This is a genomic window from Microbulbifer variabilis, from assembly GCF_052467165.1.
In genome coordinates, this window is sequence record NZ_CP174301.1 from 4,280,300 (window position 1) to 4,297,114 (window position 16,815).

The following is a 16,815-nucleotide window of genomic DNA, read 5'->3' on the forward strand; positions in this document are numbered from 1 at the left end:
TTTAGATTACACGGTGAGGATAAGTTGCCTGGCAAGCAGATTGAGACAGAAAGCCTGATTAGCAAGACAGGTTAAACCGGTCCTAGCGAACTGCCCATACATAAACTCATTAGAGACAGAAATCATGCAGCGTTCAATCTTATTGTTGATAATCTGCCTGTTAACAACCCCTGTGGCTAACGCCAAGCAACTGGCAATTACATTCGATGATGCCCCTCGTAAAGCCGATGGCTACTTTGATGGACCAACCCGAACCAAAACGTTAATTGATAGCCTGAAAGAGCATCAGATTGGCAAAGTGACCTTTTTTTCCAATACCCGGTTCCTGGACAAGGAAGGCTTGGAGCGAATGCGCCTATACGACAGAGCCGGACATATTATTGGCAATCACACTCACAGCCATCCAAACTTTCTAAATACAGAGCTACCCACCTACCAGAAGGAGTTTCTACAGGCACACCAGTTACTCCAGCAATTTGACAATTTTAAGCCTTATTTTCGCTTCCCCTACCTGCGCGAAGGGGAGACTGTCGAAAAACGGGATGGCATGCGAAACCTGTTGCAGGAACATAATTATCTCAATGCCTATATCACCTTAAATAATTACGACTGGTATATCGAAGAGCTTTTCCAAACGGCAGTGAAAGATGGGAATCCGGTTGATTTGGAGAGACTCTCCAACTTTTATGTCGACGTCCTTATGGCAAGTATTAATTACTACGATGATATGGCAATTAAATATCTCGGACGTTCACCCAAACACGTAATATTGCTGCATGAAATGGATATCACAGCACTGTTTATTGGCGATCTGGCTCAGCGACTAAGGCTGGAGGGGTGGGAAATAATTTCTTTGGAAGAGGCCTATCAGGACCCCATCGCTGATTACCAACTCGGTCAACCAATTAAATACAACCCCGGCAGAATTGGCGAAATCGCTCTAGCTAAAGGACAAAAGAAAAACCTCTGGCATTACACCCTGGATGAGTCCTACCTGGAAAAGAGGTTTAAACAGGAAGTGTTATTAATGTCTGGTCAATAAGCGGCAGAGATGCTACAGGGCACAACGCCCTGTAGCGAGAAGAATCAGGCTTCCGCTAACTGAACCGGAATAGTATTAGTGCTGCGCTCAACCTTGTTTTTCTCATCCAGGTAGACCAGCTTGGGCTTATGGCTATCAGCCTGTTCCTCGGTCATCTGCGCATAGGAAGCGATAATAATACGATCGCCCACCTGGACACGGCGAGCTGCAGCCCCATTCATAGAGATGATTCCTGAGCCGCGCTCGGCCAGGATTACATAGGTATGAAAACGCTCACCATTACTCACATTATAAATATCGATTTTCTCGAATTCGCGCAGACCGGCCAGCTCCACCAGCTCTCCATCAATTGCGCAGGAGCCGTCATACCAGAGTTCAGCCTGGGTCACCGCGGCCATATGCAGTTTGCACTTCAACATTTCGATTTGCATAGTTGGATGCCCCTTTAAAGTTCCAGGGAAACGTTGTCGATCAGGCGTGCAGCGCTGGTATACATCGCTCCCAGAATCGTAATTTGTTTGTCGTCATCTGCCGCCGGCTGTAAATCCTTGCTATAGCAGATGGAGAAATAATCTACGCGAAAACCGCTATCTTCTATACGCTTGCGCGCCTCTTCTTCAAGGGCGGCAAAGTCCCGACGCCCCGCAATGATCTCGTCTTTTGCCCAGTTCAGCGACTGGTTCAACACAGAAACCTTGGGCCTCTCATCCACCGTGATATAACCATTGCGGGAACTCATCGCCAGGCCATCCACCTCCCGGTGCACCGGGGCCGCAACAATTTCCACTGGCATGCACAGGTCTTCCACCATGCGGCGAATCACCGCCAATTGTTGGAAATCCTTGATGCCAAATACGGCCTTATCCGGCTGTACAATATTGAAAAGCTTGGCCACTACCGTCGTCACCCCTTCGAAGTGACCGGGACGGCTGGCACCACAAAGTACATCGGTCATAGCCGGGCAAACCACACGGGTCTGCTGATCCATGCCATTGGGGTAGATTTCGTTCTCATCAGGATGAAACAGGAAATCACACCCGGCTTCGCGCAACCTGGCCATATCCCGCTCCATGGTACGCGGATACTTGTCCCAATCCTCGTTCAGGCCAAATTGCAGGCGGTTAACGAAGATAGACACCACTACCAGATCGCAATGTTGCTGGGCAATCCTGACCAGTTCTATATGGGCATCGTGAAGGTTGCCCATCGTAGGCACGAACCCAACGGTCTTGCCGTCCCTGCGGGCTTTGGCCAGCGTCTCGCGCAGGCTCGCTACGTGGTGGAAGACTTGCATCTCTCTACCGCTCACTGTGAATCAGCGCGGCATAATACTCGCTGCGACCGGGTGTCTCAACAGAGCAAAAATCGCCGCTATCTATAGGTTTCCGACGAGTGTACCGCTCAACTCCCCAGATTGGAGAAAACATTGACAAATGGATTGTCAGTCACCCCCATCAGCTGCCTTTCTTTTGACTAGGTCTGCCTACAGTTCAGGAAGTGTTCAGACCCGCCAAGGCAAACTGCCCGCCAAGATACACAAAAGACCTCAAACGACATAACAGAGCCACTCGTGCTCGGGAGTGCTGCCATGAGACACCTTGCTACCGCCATCGCTACTGCGGGCTTGCTGCTGATAGCAACCCCAGCGCTGTCCGAAGTCAACCAGGGATACCAGCGTGCAATAGACCACGACCATCATGGGCAAGGGAGAGCTCAACGTGAGCAGCGTCATTTTGAGCGCAGTCATAAAAAGCATCACGATAAGCACTACGATCGCCAGCAGGAAAAAAAGCGTCGCAGGCAGGAGCGCAAGAAAGAGCAGCGCAGACAACAGCGCAGGGAAGAACGCAAACATCGCCGCGAAATTCGCCATGCTTACAATGATGGCTACAACAAAGGCTACAAGAAAGGCCACAGAAAAGGCCATCGGCATGGGCATCGCGCGGCTCATAGGCCCCTTTACCGCCACGGTTATCGCGGTCATCGCCCCCACCACCGTCCGACGCACTATGGTTATGGCTATCGCTGGCGCCACCTGCCTCGCAACTTCGTCAGTATTAGCATCGGTGCAGCCGGCTTCTATTACAGCGAGGGTATTTTTTACCGCCCGGCATCCCACGGCTATGTGGTAACCCATGCGCCCCATGGAGCCATAGTACACAGTTTGCCAGCCTCAGCACTCACCGTGATTGTCGGCGGCCACAACTACTACGTCGCTTACGATACCTACTATCTGTGGGACGATGTACGACGCGGTTACCGTGTAGTGCCACGACCCGGCCTGCTATAGCCCAATACCACCCCCCCCCCCCGCTCCTGCGGCCCTCGGGCCGCTTTTTTATTCCCCCTACTTCCATACCCCTCAAATCCGATCAAAAATTCAGCATTGTCACAGCACGCAAATACCTCTCAAATTGACTGAGCAATCATTTGGTTTTGCCGTATCAAAAATTAGCGTTTTTTTATCTATAGTTATTGCTTTCCAGCCCTGCTGGGCCCAAGATTCGCGCCCGCCAAAGGTCAACAGAAAGGCGCCATGAAACAGCAACAAGTAAAAGATTGGACTTGCGAAGATTCGGCCGAACTCTACGGCATCCGCAACTGGGGCGCCGGCTATTTCGATCTAAATGAAAACGGTGAAATTTCAGTTCAGGTAGAGGGCCAAAACGGAGAGTCCTACAGTGTTTCCCTGATGGAGATTGCCCGCGGCGCCACCGAACGCGGCCTGGGCATGCCGCTGTTATTGCGTATCGAAAACCTGCTCGATGCTCAGATCGCCCGCATCAACGAATCCTTTGCTCGCGCTATCGACAACTGTGGCTACAGCAACGTATTCCGTGGAGTCTTCCCCATCAAAGTGAACCAGCAATGTCAGGTGATCGAGGAGATCGCCACTGCTGGCAGTCACTTTAACCACGGTCTGGAGGCCGGCAGCAAGGCGGAGCTAATTGCGGCGCTATCTATTCTGGATAACACCGAATCCCTGATTGTCTGCAACGGCTACAAGGACGAGGAATTTATTAACCTCGGCCTGCAGGCACAGCGCCTGGGTATACAGGTTTTCTTTGTAGTGGAAACCCCCTCCGAAGTAGAGACCATTATTCGTTGTGCGGAACGCGAGCAGGTACGACCCAATATCGGCGCGCGGGTGAAACTCGCCTCCAAAGTGGGGGGCTATTGGAATGCCACCAGCGGCGACCGCAGTATCTTCGGGTTGGGCAGTAACGACCTGATTGCCATGGTCGACCAATTGCGCAATCACGATATGCTGGATTGTCTCAAGCTACTGCATTACCACCTGGGCTCACAGGTACCGAATATCCGAGATATTCGCACCGGTGTGCTGGAAGCCTGCCGCTACTATGCCGACCTTGTGGAGGAAGGAGCCCCCATGGGTTACCTGGACCTGGGCGGCGGCCTGGCAGTGGACTACGACGGCACGAAAACCAACTACACACACTCCAAGAACTATTCCCTGGATGAGTACTGTGTGGATGTTGTGGAAGCCATTATGGGCACCCTCGACAGTGAGGGCGTGGCACACCCGGTGATTATTACCGAGTCCGGTCGCGCCACTGTGGCATACTCCTCAGTGTTGCTGTTCGATATCCTCGATACCACCCGTTTTGAACCGGTGGAGCTCGAACATACCAAGATCAGTGACGGCGATCACCAGATGCTACTCAACCTGCAGGATGCGGTGCGCAATATCACTCCAAAAAACCTGCAGGAAAGCTACAACGATGCCCTCTATTACCGCGATGAATTGCGCTCCCTTTACCTGCATGGCCAGGTGAGCCTGCGCGAACGCGCCAATGCGGAAAACCTGTTCCTGCAGGGCGCCCAGGAAATTCGCAAACTGCTCGATGAGGCTGAGGAAATCCCAGCGGATCTACAGGCCCTACCAGAAGTTCTGTCGGATATTTACTACGCGAATATGAGCGTATTTCAATCGGTGCCGGATATCTGGGCCATCGACCAGGTGTTCCCTCTTCTGCCGGTCCACCGCTTGAACGAAGCACCGACACGTTCAGCCATCATTGCCGATATCACTTGTGACTGCGACGGCAAGATCGACCGTTTTATTGGCCGCGAAAAAGAACAGAAAACTCTGCCACTGCACGAGCTAAAAGAAGGTGAGGACTATATCCTCGGAACCTTCCTGATCGGCGCCTATCAGGAAACCCTTGGCGACCTGCACAACCTGTTTGGCGATACTAACGTAGTGAGCGTGCGAATCCAGAACGATGGCAGTATCGACTTCAGCCACGAGATTCACGGCGATAGTATTTCAGACGTACTGAGTTACGTAGAATACCAGCCCAAAGTGCTGTTCGAGCGCTTCCGTCGCCTGGCGGAGCGTGCGGTAAAACAGGGGTTGATTACCGCCGCGCAGCGCAAGCAGATCCTACAGACCTATACCGCTAGCATGAGCGGTTACACCTATTTTGAAAAATAAGGCCCTGCGCCTTTGAGAAGATAGCGGCAAGAAAAGCTGCAGATTGAGGAGACCTTTATGGCCAACGTACTGATCATCGGCGCCGGCGGCGTCGGCCAGGTTGTTGCGCACAAATGCGCCCAGGTTGCGGATGTATTTGAGAATATCACCCTGGCCAGTCGCACCAAGAGCAAGTGTGACAAGATTGCAGCCATGCTGCCGCGCAAAATCGATACTGCCGAAGTAGATGCAGACAACGTACCTGAGCTGGTCAAATTGATCGAGAAAGTGAAGCCGGACATGGTGATCAATGTGGCCCTGCCTTACCAGGATCTGCACATCATGGATGCCTGCCTGGAAACCGGCGTGCACTACCTGGACACCGCCAACTACGAGCCGCCGGAAGAGGCCAAGTTTGAATACAAATGGCAGTGGGCCTATCAGGAGAAGTTCGAGAAGGCCGGCCTGATGGCACTGCTGGGCAGCGGTTTCGATCCCGGTGTAACCAGTGTATTTACCGCCTACGCCAAGAAGCACCATTTCGATCGTATCCAAACCCTGGATATTCTCGACTGTAATGCCGGCGACCATGGCCTGCCGTTCGCTACTAATTTCAATCCGGAAATCAATATCCGCGAGATTACCGCCAACGGTCGCTACTGGGAGAACGGCCAGTGGGTTACCACCAAACCAATGGAAGAGAAACGTATCTTCAACTTCCCAGAAGGTATCGGTGACAAAGACATCTACCTGCTGTATCACGAAGAGCTTGAGTCCCTGTCCAAGCACTTCCCCGAAATCGAGCGCGCGCGCTTCTGGATGACCTTTGGGGAAAGCTACCTGAAGCACCTGGAAGTACTGCAAAACGTCGGCATGACCAGCATCGAGCCAGTGCAATTCCAGGGCCAGGAAATTGTGCCTATCCAGTTCCTCAAAGCCATGCTGCCTGATCCCGCCAGCCTGGGACCGCTGACCAAAGGCAAGACCTGCATCGGCAACATTATCCGGGGCACCAAAGACGGCAAAGAAAAGATCTACTACGTCTACAACACCTGCGACCATCAGGATTGCTACAAAGAAGTGCAGTCCCAGGCGATATCCTACACAACCGGCGTACCCGCTATGATCGGTGCCAAAATGATGATGGAGGGCAAGTGGATGAAGCCGGGTGTATGGAATATGGAGCAGTTGGACCCAGACCCCTTTATGGACGACTTGAATAAGTACGGCCTACCCTGGCAGGAAACCTGGTTGGATAAACCCTTCCAGTAATTGTGCACTTTTCCGCATACTCCTAGGGATGGGCGCCAGTGCCCATCCCGTCGCATCAGGATATAACGCCACTCATGGACCTCACTCCCCGCGTAGATTATTTCGGTCACTTTGATCCCCACCGCGTACCCTCCCCCTGTTTTGTCGTCGATGAAACTGCCTTGCGCGATAATCTGGCAGTACTCGCCGATGTACAGAAGCGCAGCGGAGCCAAGGTACTCGCCGCTCTCAAGGCCTTTTCCATGTTCAGCACAGGGCCGATCGTGGCTGAGTACCTATCTGGCACCTGCGCCAGTGGGTTGTATGAGGCCAGGCTCGGCTTTGAAGAATACGGTGGTCGTGACCAGGGCAAAGAAGTACATGTATTCAGTGCCGGCTACAAAGATGAAGAGCTGCATGAAATACTGCAGTTTGCCCACCATGTAATCTTCAATTCCTTCTCCCAGTGGAAGCGCTATCGGGAGCTGTGCCTGGAAATGCAAAAGCAGCGCCCGGAATTGCGCTTCGGTTTGCGTATCAACCCTGAGCACTCGGAGGGCCACACCGATCTCTACGACCCCTGTGCTCCCTGCTCACGCCTGGGCATAGTGCGCTCCCTGTTCGAAGACGAATCCCTGGAAGGTATCAGCGGTCTGCACTTCCACACCTTATGCGAGCAGGATTTCAAACCACTGGAGCGCACCATCGCCGCGGTGGAGGAAAAGTTTGGCGATCTGCTTCCACAGATGGAGTGGATTAATTTCGGCGGCGGCCACCATATCACCCGCCGCGATTATCAGGTGGATGAGTTGGTTGAAGCCGTGCGCAGCTTTTCCAACAAGTACGATGTGCAGGTTTACCTTGAGCCGGGTGAGGCCATCTCACTATTTGCCGGCATTCTGGTAGCAGAAGTGGTGGATACCGCCTGGAATGGCCAGAATCTGGCCATTCTTGATGCCTCCGCAACCTGCCATATGCCGGATGTCCTGGAAATGCCATACCGCCCTGAAATTACCGGTGCTGCACGCCCCGGTGAGCTGCCCCACACCTATCGCCTGGGTGGACAGAGCTGCCTGGCCGGAGACAGTATCGGTGAGTACAGTTTTCACGATCCACTCCGGGTCGGAGAGCGCCTAGTGTTCGAGGAAATGGCTTACTACACCATGGTGAAAACCAACACATTCAATGGTATTCCCCTACCTGCCATAGCCCTGTGGAACTCGGAAACCGACGAGCTGAAAATGATCAAAAGCTTTGACTACGACGATTTCAAGGGACGGCTCTCTTAAGCGTCTGCCGATCGAGATTAAGATGCGGTGGGTCTCACAGAGACCCGACCCAGCCGCCTGAGGAACGAAATTTAATGTCAGAAAAAAATTATCCCATTTTTCTCGGCTCCGAAATTGAGCAGCCGAAACCGGAAGATGCGCTCTTTCATATCATCCCTATACCCTATGAAGAAACCGTCTCTTACGGCGGTGGTACCGGGAAGGGCCCAGCCTCCATCCTCGAGGCCTCCTGGCAGCTGGAGACTTTCGATAACTTCTCCAATCCATGTGATCTGGGCATCTACACCCGCCCACCCGTATCGGTTTCCGGTCCTGCAGAGCAGGTGATGGATAATATCGCCACAGTCACCAAGGAGGTGCGGGCACTGGGAAAAATGCCGGTAGGCATCGGCGGTGAGCATTCAGTGACCTGGGGCATTATCAAAGGTCTGCTGGATGCCGGAGAAACTGACTTTGGCGTAGTGCAAATTGATGCCCACGCCGACTTGCGCGATCGCTATGAGGGCCATAAACATAGCCATGCCAGTGTTATGCGCCTGGTGGTAGAGGCCGGTGTGCCCCTGTTCCAGCTGGGAATTCGCGCCTATTGCGAAGAGGAGATGCAGGCGCGCAAGGACTACAACGTGGGGTACCTGGACGCTCACCAGCTGGTACCCAACAACATACAGGAATTCCAGTTACCGGACAATTTCCCCAAAAAAGTCTTCTTTACTCTGGATGTAGATGGTATGGATCCATCGGTCTTCCCATCCACCGGCACTCCGGTCCCCGGCGGCCTCGGCTGGTACCAAACCCTCAACTTGTTCGAGTCTGTGGCACAGCAAAGAGAGATAATTGGCTTCGATCTGCTTGAATTCGCGCCGATCGAGGGCTTTCATGCCTACGACTTCGCCGCTGCACAGCTAATGTACAAACTGATGGGTATCATCCAGCGCAACCGCTGACCAAGGCTCCACTCCGGCGCTTTGACAATTCTTAACCAATTATCCTGTCTTTGCTGTCAGAATAAGGGTTAGTATGTCGACGTGAGTAATCACTTCGCTGGAGAGACTGTGAACAAGTTGAATTTAGTTCTTGGCGCCAGTGCCTTCATTGCGCTGGCGGCTTTTGCATTTAGCCCCTCTGCAGATGCACGCGGCTATGAGCGCGGGGGCGATCACCACCATCACCGAGGTGGTGGCTACTATCGCGGCCCCCGTGTTTCCGTTGGGTTTATCGCTCCCATATTGCCCAGGGGCCATGTTCGCGTTGCCGTAGGCGGGCACCCTTATTACTACCACGGTGGACACTTCTATCGCCATGGCCCAAGGGGTTATGTCGTCGTTAATGCGCCTCTGGGTGCTTCAGTTGTAACACTGCCAAGTAGAGCCGTGCAGGTTCAAGTGGGGGGGGCGACCTACTACCGATATGCTGATGCCTATTACCAGTGGGTTCCTGCCAGCCGTACTTATGTGGTGGTAGCACCACCGGCTCCCGTCGCTGTAGTACCGGTTCCAGCGCCAGTAGTAGCCGTCCCAACAGTGGCTCCGGCTCCCGCTCCAGCCACAGTTCCCGCCACCCCAAATCCAGGCCCCGACGGTTTTCAGCCTGGCCAGGTAGTGGAAACTCTACCTACAGGTTATGCAGCTGAGATCATCAATGGCATTCAGTACTACCGCTATGGCGGTAACTATTTTATGCCTACCCAGCGCGATGGTCGCGAAGTCTACGTAGTCGTCAAGCTGTAAGCGCTGTTTCGCTTTCCAGCCCGTGAAAGCGGGCAAACTGCCCCAGAGCCCGGTGGTAACTCGCCTCGAGAGACCCGCCGGGCTTTTCTTTCCAGTGCTGACTCTCTACCCGCAACAACCCCGCGTCCCGGTCAGCCTTCAGATCAACGAGCCCCACAAATCTGTCTCCGTATAAAATCGGCAGGCAGAAATAGCCGTAACGGCGTTTAGCCGCCGGTACATAGCACTCCAGCTGGTATTCAAAACCAAACAGGCGGCGCAAGCGCTTGCGCTGCAATATCAAAGGGTCAAAAGGCGATAAAAGTCGCACCTTGCGCGATGGTCGCCCCAGGCTCTGCTCCAACTGTTCGGTCAGTACCAGCTCTTTACCATGGGGGGTCAGCTCTCCAGTTGCCAACATGCTATCTGCTGCCAGCTGAATAAGAGGTTTATCTTCCCGGCGCAGGTAGGCAATTTCCTCGATGCGGCCAATACCTTGGCAGCCAAGAAAAGTGCGCACCAGATGGCTGCCATATTCCAGCTTCGAAGCGGCTTGGGTCAGTGTATTTGCCGGCAGTATCCGCTCCGAAAGATCGAAGACTTTTTGAAAGCCCTCACGCTGGCTGACCATCAATTCACCTTCGTGAAACAGCTGCTCAAGGGCTTTCTTTTCATCGGACCACTCCCACCACCCGCTTTTGGTGCGCACAAAATCACTGGCCCGCAAAGCGCCTTCATCACGCACTCGATCCAGCACATAGCGACATAACTTGGCGTTTTTCTCAAACCAGTGGCGCTGGCCCGCGCGAATACGATCCATACGCACCCGCGCATAGGGGTAGTGGGCCATTGGCAGATAGGCGGCGGCGTGGGACCAGTATTCGAAAATTTCGCGACGCTGCTCCGCTTCAGCCAGGTGTGATTCGCGGTAACGGGGCAAGCGAATGTAAAGCTGGTGATGGTGGGCCCTGGTAATTCGCTGGATAGCATCAAGCTGTAAAGCGCCCAGGTGTTGCAATAGCCGTGAAAGTCCCTCATTCCAGGGGCTGTGGATAAACTGTTTCTGCAGCACCAAGGCGCGAATCTTTTGCTCGGATAACAATATATGACCCCCTTGGATCCCGATACTCGGCAGCCCCAAACTTAGCGGAAGGGATTACTCGCCCTGGTAGTATTCCGCCGCCAAGTTATCGAAGCGAGTATATTTACCGACAAAGGCCGCGCGGCAGGTACCAATCTCACCGTTACGCTGCTTGCCGATAATCAGCTCAGCCATGCCTTTGTCCGGGCTGTCCTCGTTGTAGTACTCGTCTCGGTAGATAAACAGGATTACGTCTGCGTCCTGCTCAATCGCCCCAGATTCCCGTAGGTCTGAGTTCATCGGTCGCTTGTTGGGGCGCTGTTCCACCCCCCGATTGAGCTGCGACAGAGCAATCACGGGGCATTCATATTCCTTTGCCAATGCCTTGAGAGAGCGGGAAATCTCAGAGATCTCCTGGGTACGCCCCTCGGTAGTGCCCTTCACCTGCATCAGCTGCAGGTAGTCCACCATAATCATGGCGGGCATACTCTTGGCCTCTGCATCCTCACGGCTCAGCTTGGGATTCTCACGCATTAATTTATTGATGTGATCGCGCACGGTGCGCTTGGTGCGCGCGCGTACCTCACTGGGACTGAGCGCCGGGGTATCGTCAATATACAGCGCCTTGCCCTTCATCTTCTGCACAGCGCTGGAGAGCTTGGGCCAATCCTCTTCCTGCAGCTTGCCGTTCCTGATTCTCCCTTGGTCGATACGGCCAATGGAGGACAACATCCGCATCACCAGGCTATCCGAGGGCATCTCCATACTGAAAATCAGCGTTGGGCGCTCCTGCAGCAACATGGCGCTCTCAATGAAATTCAACGCCAACGCGGTCTTGCCCATGGAAGGACGCGCCGCGAGAATAACCAGCTCTCCCGGTTGCCAGCCGGAGGTGCGCTGGTCCAGTTCGGTGAGACCGGTGCTGAGGCCGGTGATATCGCCCTCGGTCTTGAATAGCTCGTCGATACGCTCGACAGTCTTCTTCAGCAGGGTATCTACACCGACGAAGCCGCCCTCTTTGGCACGCCCCTCGGCAATTTCCGCTACCCGGCGCTCGGCCATCTGCAACAGATCGGCAGAGGCGAGGCCACCGGGGTTAAAACTGGTGCGGCTGATCTCACCGGCAGCGGCGATCAGCTGGCGCAGCATGGAGCGCTCTCGCACTATCTTGGCGTAGGCGACGATGTTTGCTGCGGAGGGAGTATTCTCGGCCAATTCCGCCAGGTAGACAGGGCCACCTACTTCACCGAGCAGATCGCGGCTGGTGAGGCCTTCAGCGAGAGTGACGATATCCAGGGGCTGCTCGCCATCACTCAGCTCGCGCATGACCGCAAAAATCTTGCGGTGGCTGGCACTGAAAAAGTCCTCTTCACTCAGCTGTTCGGCAACGGCATCGATACGGCCCGGGTCCAGCATCAGACCACCCAGCACTGACTGTTCCGCCTCTACCGAATGCGGTAGCGGTGAACTCTCCTCACTGTGGATCTCTTCTTCAGGATTGGCGTATTCGTCGATCATTGGACTTTACTGTATTCCAGAAACAAAACAGGCGCTGACCCGACAGGGAGCAGCGCCCGATTGTAGCGCGGCCGGCGCTCAAGGCACCAACCACTCGTCAGCAAAACCTTACTCGGCTTCGATAACGACTTTAACTGCAGCAATTACGTCAGAGTGCAGCTGTACGTCTACATCGTACTCACCCACTTCGCGCAGAGCGCCTTCCGGCAGCTTCACTTCAGCTTTAGCTACTTCAACGCCACCAGCGGTGATCGCTTCAGCGATATCGCGGGTGCCGATAGAACCGAACAGCTTACCTTCGTCGCCAGCGTTAGCTGCGATGGTAACAACCAGGTCGGCCAGTTTGGTAGCACGGCTCTCAGCTTCAGCCAGCTTAGCGGCAGCAGCGGCTTCCAGTTCAGCGCGCTTAGCTTCGAACTCAGCAACGTTAGCTGCAGTAGCCGGAATTGCTTTACCAGTCGGCAGCAGGAAATTGCGGCCAAAACCGGCTTTAACATCAACGCGGTCACCCACGTTGCCCAGTTTGCCTACTTTATCGAGCAGAATAACTTCCATCTCGGTTTCCTCAATTTCTGTATTGTGCGGTGCGCGCCTACTTTGAGGAGCGTCCGCGAATATCTATCCAGCTATCTACCAGGGCCAATCCACACAGGAATCCAGCCAGGGGCAGCCCACCAATCACCAGCATCACATACATCGCTACCAGGGGAGCTATCCCCCAATTGCGGCTAGCGACCAGCCAGTGAATCAGCGCGATGCCCGCCACCTCTAACGGGAAGGCAATAACTGCTCCCCAGAAGGCATAGCCCGGTGTTACCAGGCAGAGCACCCACAACAGCATACTTACTGCCGCCAACCATAGCGGCAAGCGCAGCTGGTGAAACTCCTGGCGGAAACCACCGGGGTTGTACAACAGCGCCTGCCAGTAGCGCCCCAGTACCAGGGCCAGCGTGGCACTAATTACCAGCACCCAGCTCCAGTAACCGGCGAATTGTAAATCGCCTGGAAATACCTTCTTCAGCTCATCGAGCGGAACAGTGTTTGGTTGTTCCGCAGCTGTCTCCAGTACCTGAAGGAATCCCTGCAGGAGACCACCGCTGAAGTAGGAGGTGAGCAATATGCCCACAGCCGAGATTGCCGTTAATGCGAGCAGTGCGGCAACCCAAGAGCGGCTGCTGCGCAGCACCGTAGCACCGCAAAATACTGCTGCAAAAGAGCTGGCGGAAACACCAGTCACCAGGGGAGGCACATGGCCACTCATACCTGCAACGACAACCGGTAACAGCGCCCAGGCCAAAACCATCAGGCCGTCACTGCCACCTCGACGTAAACTCACCAGAGCGAGGATCGCCGGGCTTATCACGGGAATCCCCACCATAGTGAGGATTACCGCCCTGACGCGTCCGCGCATAATAAATTCAGCTACGGCGCGCATAGTTAGATAGCTTCTCTATTAATGAGTCTAAGCAAACTGCGGCTTAGGCTTCGTGGCTGTCCGTGTACGGCAGCAGGGCCAGGTAGCGAGCGCGCTTGACCGCAGTGGCCAGCTGGCGCTGATACTTGGCTTTGGTACCGGTAATACGGCTAGGAACAATCTTGCCAGTCTCAGAGATGTAGGCTTTCAGGGTATCGAGATCTTTGTAGTCGATACGCTTAACACCTTCAGCAGTGAAACGGCAGAACTTGCGACGACGGAAAAAACGTGCCATCTGATAATCCCCTTACTCTTCGCTTTCAGCGTTATCGGAAGAAGCTTCTGCAGCGTCAGAAGAAGGCTTTTCTTCTTCAGCGCGCTCGCGACGCTCGGTGCGCTCTGCACGTGCAGCCTTGCGCTCACGGCTCTCTTTTTCCGCTTTCATGATCGGGCTCTCTTCAGTGATAGCCTCGTCTTCACGAATTACCAGATTACGGATAACCGCATCGTTGTAACGGAAGTTGGTGGTCAGTTCCTCCAGAGCCTCTTCGGTGCACTCAACATTCATCAGAATGTAGTGGGCTTTGTGGATCTTGTTGATCGGGTAAGCCAGACGGCGACGGCCCCAGTCTTCCATGCGGTGAACTTCACCACCAGTGTCCTTGATGGCAGCGGTATAGCGCTCCACCATGCCAGGTACCTGTTCGCTCTGGTCCGGGTGAACCAGGAATACAATTTCGTAATGACGCATTTTAGCTCCTTACGGGTTAATCAGCCTTCCGGACAGTCCGGTAAGGCAAGGAGTACAACAAGCACGGGAATACCGAGCCCATTGCGGGCGGCGTATTCTAGGCAGTTGCGGATTTGGTTGCAAGTTGATCAATTACTTTAGGGCAGTGCCTTCGCCAACCCGGTTGCAAGTTGATCAATTACTTTAGGGCAGTGCCTTCGCCAACCCGGTTGCAAGTTGATCAATTACTTTAGAGTGGTACTTTGGCCAGTCCGATAAGCGGTTGATCAACTCCCTGAGCCCACAGCCTTTTGTGGAACTTGCAACTGAAGCACCATTTGCATCGATTAAGCTACTGAAGTGCGCGGTCTGGTCATGGGTTTGCACTGATGAACTGGCATATAGTGCCTCCCATTGAAGGGAGAAGTACCATGCCCCAAGAAACCCATAACCTCACTTTTGGCGCCTTCCAGGTTCCAATCACCACTGCCCACAATGGCGAAGGCCCCCTCGCCCTAGTAATTCCCGCCATGGGCGTCCCGGCTGACCGCTACCGGCTATTGCTGGAGGAATTACAACGGCTCGGTTATAGCACCGCAATCACTGAGTTGCCGGGTACCGGTGAAAGCTTGCCACGTCCTAACCGACATGCAGACTATGGCTACAACGATCTGGTGTTTTCCTTTATCCCACAGTTGTTGGCATTGCTGGAGAAGTCATTCCCCGGTGGTCCCGCCCTGATCCTGGGCCACAGCATCGGCGGCCAGACCAGCACCTTAGCTGCACGAGCCGGCCTCACAGGTAATGCCAGGGTGGTAACCATCGCCTCAGGTCATGTCGACCATCGTAGTTGGCACGGGCTAAGACGCTACGCTTTATTAGCCTTTGCGGCGATTGCCAGCATCACCTCCAGTTTGCTTGGCTACTTCCCTGGCGCACGAATGGGGTTTGGCTGGCGCGAGGCCAGGAGGTTGATGAAAGACTGGGCAAGCTCCATATTCAGCGGCCGCTTCGCTCCAGAAAAGTCGTTTGGTGATCGCCAACAAGCCAAACATCCTACCTTGCATATCGCATTGGCTGGGGACCCCTTTGCCCCCATGCCGGCTGCACGCAAGCTAGCTGCGATTGTCGGTGGCGAAACCCAGGAAATGTCCGCAACCTACCCTAAGGGAAACCCACACCTCTCCTGGATCAAAAATCCACGCCCAATAATTGCAGTAGTGGATAGCTGGCTGGCTCGGCAACCCGCGACTTCCCCCTAATTAAAAGGCAACCCTGCCTGGAGCCATTCGATACTGATTCCAGGCAGGAACTGTTCAGACACTTTTCTAATTACCTGCCTTGAATCCTAAGCGACTCCCTTCCCTGCCAGTTTCTCCTGTCCATGTCCGTTTCTGGCCAGCACCCCTCAAGCTGCCAAGGTATTTTCCCCTCTACCGCCAAACAGGCAAAAAATGATTACCAGAGGATAAACAATGGAAACTACCGACTCAGAACAGTTCAATGCTTTGCACCAAAGCTGCAAGCCTCTCATTTTGCCCAATATTTGGGATGCTGCCAGTGCACAGCTTTGCCAGGCAGCAGGCGCCCGCGCAATTGCCACCAGCAGTGCCGCCCTCGCCTGGTCACTGGGGTACGCCGATGGCGGCAAACTGCCACTAGCGGAGCATCTGGGAGCCATCAAACGTATTCTGCGTGTTTCCCGTGTACCAGTATCCATAGATCTTGAGGACGGCTATAGCGACAACCCCACACAAGTTGCCGAGCTAGTCAGGACCTTAAGCAAACTCGGTGTAGCTGGAATCAATATTGAGGATGGCAACAAAAATCCGCAACTACTGTGTGAAAAAATTACAGCCATTAGATCTGTCCTGCAGAAACGACCATTTTTTATTAATGCGCGCACCGATATTTATCTGAATGAGGAAGATAACAACGAAGATTCACTCGTAGAAGTAACTCAAAGACTTACACGATATCAAACTGCAGGAGCCAACGGCGGATTTATTCCGGGCCTAACCTCTTTGGAGGATGCCCATTACCTCACAAAAAATATCTCTATGCCCCTTAATTTAATGTTGTTGCCGGGAATGGAAACACCCCTGCAATATTGGAAGGCTGGTATTCACAGACTCAGTAGTGGACCAGAACTATTCCTGTCTATTTATAACCTTTTTTATCAGCTCTCAGGCAATCTAGTAAAGAGTTACTCACCAATAGGAATGTTTGATCATCATCTGGACTATAACCATTTAAATGATGAGGCGATGAAATTATAAAGGCTATCAAATTCGTTCTGAGTACGGATAGCTCTTGAGAAAACCAGCTGCCGACCATTTAATCAAC

The 16,815-nt window shown here is 53.7% G+C and carries 17 protein-coding genes; 9 read left to right on the top strand and 8 right to left on the bottom strand.

Annotation, left to right across the window (positions count from 1 at the left end; genetic code table 11):
* The first annotated feature begins 124 nt into the window (after positions 1 to 124).
* Positions 125 to 1,042: a polysaccharide deacetylase family protein gene (locus ACJJIP_RS19140; RefSeq protein ID WP_444945804.1), complete on the top strand. Its 918-nt coding sequence runs from the start codon at positions 125 to 127 to the stop codon at positions 1,040 to 1,042.
* Positions 1,043 to 1,086: 44 nt separating this feature from the next.
* On the opposite strand, the gene panD is transcribed toward ACJJIP_RS19140, so the two are convergent.
* Positions 1,087 to 1,473, bottom strand: coding sequence for an aspartate 1-decarboxylase (gene panD / locus ACJJIP_RS19145; protein WP_020411614.1), 387 nt, complete (start codon positions 1,471 to 1,473; stop codon positions 1,087 to 1,089).
* Positions 1,474 to 1,487: 14 nt separating this feature from the next.
* Entirely contained in the window at positions 1,488 to 2,336 is an 849-nt protein-coding gene (gene panC, locus ACJJIP_RS19150) for a pantoate--beta-alanine ligase (RefSeq protein ID WP_020411615.1), read from the bottom strand.
* A gap of 294 nt (positions 2,337 to 2,630) precedes the next feature.
* Here panC and ACJJIP_RS19155 point away from each other — a divergent pair, with 294 nt between their 5' ends.
* From ACJJIP_RS19155 to ACJJIP_RS19180, 6 genes are all read left to right on the top strand, one after another.
* Positions 2,631 to 3,332, top strand: coding sequence for a DUF6515 family protein (locus tag ACJJIP_RS19155; protein WP_444945805.1), 702 nt, complete (start codon positions 2,631 to 2,633; stop codon positions 3,330 to 3,332).
* 246 nt (positions 3,333 to 3,578) lie between these two features.
* The gene (gene speA, locus ACJJIP_RS19160; RefSeq protein WP_444945806.1) at positions 3,579 to 5,501 is read left to right on the top strand and encodes a biosynthetic arginine decarboxylase; all 1,923 of its coding nucleotides are present in this window, start codon (positions 3,579 to 3,581) and stop codon (positions 5,499 to 5,501) included.
* Positions 5,502 to 5,558: 57 nt separating this feature from the next.
* Positions 5,559 to 6,752 (top strand): saccharopine dehydrogenase family protein, encoded by a 1,194-nt coding sequence (locus tag ACJJIP_RS19165; RefSeq protein WP_020411618.1) that lies wholly within the window; start codon positions 5,559 to 5,561, stop codon positions 6,750 to 6,752.
* A 74-nt stretch (positions 6,753 to 6,826) separates the two neighbouring features.
* A complete protein-coding gene (gene nspC, locus ACJJIP_RS19170) occupies positions 6,827 to 8,020 on the top strand; it encodes a carboxynorspermidine decarboxylase (protein WP_353377118.1) in 1,194 nt (397 codons plus the stop codon).
* 74 nt (positions 8,021 to 8,094) lie between these two features.
* Positions 8,095 to 8,964: an agmatinase gene (speB, locus tag ACJJIP_RS19175; RefSeq protein WP_020411620.1), complete on the top strand. Its 870-nt coding sequence runs from the start codon at positions 8,095 to 8,097 to the stop codon at positions 8,962 to 8,964.
* A 108-nt stretch (positions 8,965 to 9,072) separates the two neighbouring features.
* Positions 9,073 to 9,747, top strand: a complete 675-nt coding sequence (locus tag ACJJIP_RS19180) for a DUF6515 family protein (RefSeq protein WP_020411621.1) — start codon at positions 9,073 to 9,075, stop codon at positions 9,745 to 9,747.
* On the opposite strand, the gene ACJJIP_RS19185 is transcribed toward ACJJIP_RS19180, so the two are convergent.
* From ACJJIP_RS19185 to rpsF, 6 genes are all read right to left on the bottom strand, one after another.
* Positions 9,737 to 10,828 carry a winged helix-turn-helix domain-containing protein gene (locus tag ACJJIP_RS19185; RefSeq protein ID WP_444945807.1) on the bottom strand — a complete coding sequence of 364 codons (1,092 nt, stop codon included), beginning with the start codon at positions 10,826 to 10,828 and terminating at the stop codon, positions 9,737 to 9,739. The genes ACJJIP_RS19180 and ACJJIP_RS19185 overlap by 11 nt on opposite strands.
* Positions 10,829 to 10,882: 54 nt before the next feature.
* On the bottom strand, positions 10,883 to 12,325 hold the full coding sequence (gene dnaB, locus ACJJIP_RS19190; protein ID WP_020411623.1) for a replicative DNA helicase: 1,443 nt from the start codon (positions 12,323 to 12,325) through the stop codon (positions 10,883 to 10,885).
* Positions 12,326 to 12,433: 108 nt separating this feature from the next.
* Positions 12,434 to 12,880 carry a 50S ribosomal protein L9 gene (gene rplI / locus ACJJIP_RS19195; RefSeq protein ID WP_020411624.1) on the bottom strand — a complete coding sequence of 149 codons (447 nt, stop codon included), beginning with the start codon at positions 12,878 to 12,880 and terminating at the stop codon, positions 12,434 to 12,436.
* A 37-nt stretch (positions 12,881 to 12,917) separates the two neighbouring features.
* The gene (locus ACJJIP_RS19200) at positions 12,918 to 13,760 is read right to left on the bottom strand and encodes a hypothetical protein (RefSeq protein ID WP_353377111.1); all 843 of its coding nucleotides are present in this window, start codon (positions 13,758 to 13,760) and stop codon (positions 12,918 to 12,920) included.
* A 43-nt stretch (positions 13,761 to 13,803) separates the two neighbouring features.
* Positions 13,804 to 14,034, bottom strand: coding sequence for a 30S ribosomal protein S18 (gene rpsR / locus ACJJIP_RS19205; RefSeq protein ID WP_020411626.1), 231 nt, complete (start codon positions 14,032 to 14,034; stop codon positions 13,804 to 13,806).
* Positions 14,035 to 14,046: 12 nt separating this feature from the next.
* Entirely contained in the window at positions 14,047 to 14,490 is a 444-nt protein-coding gene (gene rpsF, locus ACJJIP_RS19210; protein ID WP_020411627.1) for a 30S ribosomal protein S6, read from the bottom strand.
* Between the two features lie 410 nt (positions 14,491 to 14,900).
* Here rpsF and ACJJIP_RS19215 point away from each other — a divergent pair, with 410 nt between their 5' ends.
* A complete protein-coding gene (locus ACJJIP_RS19215) occupies positions 14,901 to 15,731 on the top strand; it encodes an alpha/beta fold hydrolase (RefSeq protein ID WP_020411629.1) in 831 nt (276 codons plus the stop codon).
* 213 nt (positions 15,732 to 15,944) lie between these two features.
* Complete coding sequence (locus tag ACJJIP_RS19220) at positions 15,945 to 16,748, top strand: isocitrate lyase/PEP mutase family protein (protein WP_020411630.1); 804 nt, start codon at positions 15,945 to 15,947, stop codon at positions 16,746 to 16,748.
* Positions 16,749 to 16,815: the final 67 nt, after the last annotated feature.

Coding starts and splice junctions, on each gene's coding strand:
- ACJJIP_RS19140 (WP_444945804.1), top strand. CDS start 125: ATGCAGCGTTCAATCTTATTGTTGATAATCTGCCTGTTAACAACCCCT.
- panD (WP_020411614.1), bottom strand. CDS start 1,473: ATGCAAATCGAAATGTTGAAGTGCAAACTGCATATGGCCGCGGTGACC.
- panC (WP_020411615.1), bottom strand. CDS start 2,336: ATGCAAGTCTTCCACCACGTAGCGAGCCTGCGCGAGACGCTGGCCAAA.
- ACJJIP_RS19155 (WP_444945805.1), top strand. CDS start 2,631: ATGAGACACCTTGCTACCGCCATCGCTACTGCGGGCTTGCTGCTGATA.
- speA (WP_444945806.1), top strand. CDS start 3,579: ATGAAACAGCAACAAGTAAAAGATTGGACTTGCGAAGATTCGGCCGAA.
- ACJJIP_RS19165 (WP_020411618.1), top strand. CDS start 5,559: ATGGCCAACGTACTGATCATCGGCGCCGGCGGCGTCGGCCAGGTTGTT.
- nspC (WP_353377118.1), top strand. CDS start 6,827: ATGGACCTCACTCCCCGCGTAGATTATTTCGGTCACTTTGATCCCCAC.
- speB (WP_020411620.1), top strand. CDS start 8,095: ATGTCAGAAAAAAATTATCCCATTTTTCTCGGCTCCGAAATTGAGCAG.
- dnaB (WP_020411623.1), bottom strand. CDS start 12,325: ATGATCGACGAATACGCCAATCCTGAAGAAGAGATCCACAGTGAGGAG.
- rplI (WP_020411624.1), bottom strand. CDS start 12,880: ATGGAAGTTATTCTGCTCGATAAAGTAGGCAAACTGGGCAACGTGGGT.
- ACJJIP_RS19200 (WP_353377111.1), bottom strand. CDS start 13,760: ATGCGCGCCGTAGCTGAATTTATTATGCGCGGACGCGTCAGGGCGGTA.
- rpsR (WP_020411626.1), bottom strand. CDS start 14,034: ATGGCACGTTTTTTCCGTCGTCGCAAGTTCTGCCGTTTCACTGCTGAA.
- rpsF (WP_020411627.1), bottom strand. CDS start 14,490: ATGCGTCATTACGAAATTGTATTCCTGGTTCACCCGGACCAGAGCGAA.
- ACJJIP_RS19215 (WP_020411629.1), top strand. CDS start 14,901: ATGCCCCAAGAAACCCATAACCTCACTTTTGGCGCCTTCCAGGTTCCA.
- ACJJIP_RS19220 (WP_020411630.1), top strand. CDS start 15,945: ATGGAAACTACCGACTCAGAACAGTTCAATGCTTTGCACCAAAGCTGC.